The organism is Marinobacter sp., assembly GCF_035268745.1.
Taxonomy (GTDB): domain Bacteria; phylum Pseudomonadota; class Gammaproteobacteria; order Pseudomonadales; family Oleiphilaceae; genus Marinobacter.
Genome location: NZ_DATFKH010000100.1, coordinates 1 through 1,701, shown reverse-complemented (window position 1 = coordinate 1,701; position 1,701 = coordinate 1). Strand labels below are relative to the sequence as shown.

The window sequence follows — 1,701 nt, the reverse complement described above, 5'->3', positions numbered from 1 at the left end:
GCTTCAACGACGTTGCCGAGGTCAATCACCTGGGTTTCCACGGATTCATCGGCCGGTTTGCGGATATGGTCCACCAGCCTGGACATCTTGCGGACAGCGTGATCGGTGGTCTGGATCATGTCGTCAATGAATTCGGGTTTGTCGCGGTGGCGCGGCGCGTTTTTTACCAGCAGCGAAAGCTGGGCGATCAGGGTTTTCAGGTCGTGAACCATGAATGCGGAGGCTTTGCTGACGGCCTCGAACTGCATCGCCCGGGACAGCCTGTTCTGGGCATCTGCCTGCGCCAGCAGGTTGCAGGTCTGGCGCGCGACCACTTTGGCCAGGTCGAAGTTTTCCCAGTTCAGTTCCACCCGGGCATAGGGGTTGCCGACCACGGCGATGCCGTAAAGGTCGTTACCCAGGTAGAGCGGCACCAGCAGCCAGACGCCGCTCATCCGGGAGATGGCGTCGGGGATTTCCAGCAGGTTATAGCGCACCGGGTCCGCATGATATTCGTGCAGGTCAATAATCCACTCCCGCTCGCCGAAGAACCGGACCAGTTCCGAGTTGGCGTCGATGATGGTGTATCTTGGCGGGGCCAGGTTGACCGCGCTTTTGAGTACGAAGTCACCCCGTTCATCCTTGATCCAGAGTGCCCCGGAGTTGCTTTCCACCAGGCCGGACAGAATCCGGATCACCCGCTCGGACAGTGGGGGACTGTCGCTGAGGTTGGCCAGTTCCCGGGTCATTTTGAGCCATTCGTCGCGGTAGTCGTATTTGTAGTCAAAGAAGTTCTGGCCGATGAAGACCATCAGCCGCGCCCGGATCCGGCGCGATGTGGCCAGTGCTGCCAGGAAGATCAGTGCGGTCGCCAGGAACAGCACCCGCAGCGCTTCACCCCAGTTGCCCCCCATCATCTGGACGTAATAGCCGCCGATCGCCAGAAACAACAGGTAGCCGCCGGCGAGGATCAGGGCGCCGACATGGAAGACCGCTGACCGTGACAGCTGGAATTCCACCGGCTGTTTGCGGGTGTTGATCACGTTTATGGCAAACAGGGGCACGATGATGGCGTTGATCAGGCCCCGGGCGTCCCAGAATGAGTCGGCGACCTGTCCGAACAGCAGGGCGTCGGCGTACATGAAAAAGTCGTAGGCGAACAGGCTGGCAACGCCAATGCAGACATATTTCATGCTGGAGCGGCCGAAGGTGACGGCGTTGCGCCAGATCTGTTCGGCCAGGGACAGCCCCAGCAGGGCCAGGGCAATCTGCCCGACTATCTTGGTTTTTCCGGCCAGTATGCTGATTTCCAGAAAGTATTCCAGAGCACCGGAGCCAGCCAGCGCAACGATCAGCAGCATGGTTGCCGCGGCCATGATGCGCCGGAGCCCGCCCTTGATGTTGGCGGTCCGGAAAGCGTCGCGCAGCAGGGCGAACAGCACTGTTACCCAGGCTGCGTCCCGCAGCAGCTCCAGTAAATAACGCACGAAAAAGTCGGGCTCGTTCCACAGTGTCTGGGTAACCAGAGACCCGGCCCAGATGGCGGAAACAATGGCTGCCAGAAAGATGGAACGGTCAATATCCCGGCGCAGATACCTTGTGCCCACGAGCACCGCCAGTAACAGGTAGGCGACGGCGGCGGTGGCGTAGCTGATCAGGCTTAAATCGTTGAACATGGATCGCGTCCTGCGTGCGGGTCCGGGTCAGACCAGCTGTTTGTTA

The 1,701-nt window shown here is 60.1% G+C and carries 1 protein-coding gene; it reads right to left on the bottom strand.

The features are described 5' to 3' along the window. The coding region (gene prsK, locus VJ956_RS08005; protein WP_324083620.1) for an XrtA/PEP-CTERM system histidine kinase PrsK at positions 1–1,655 on the bottom strand (1,655 nt) is incomplete at its 3' end. Between the last annotated feature and the right edge of the window lie 46 nt (positions 1,656–1,701).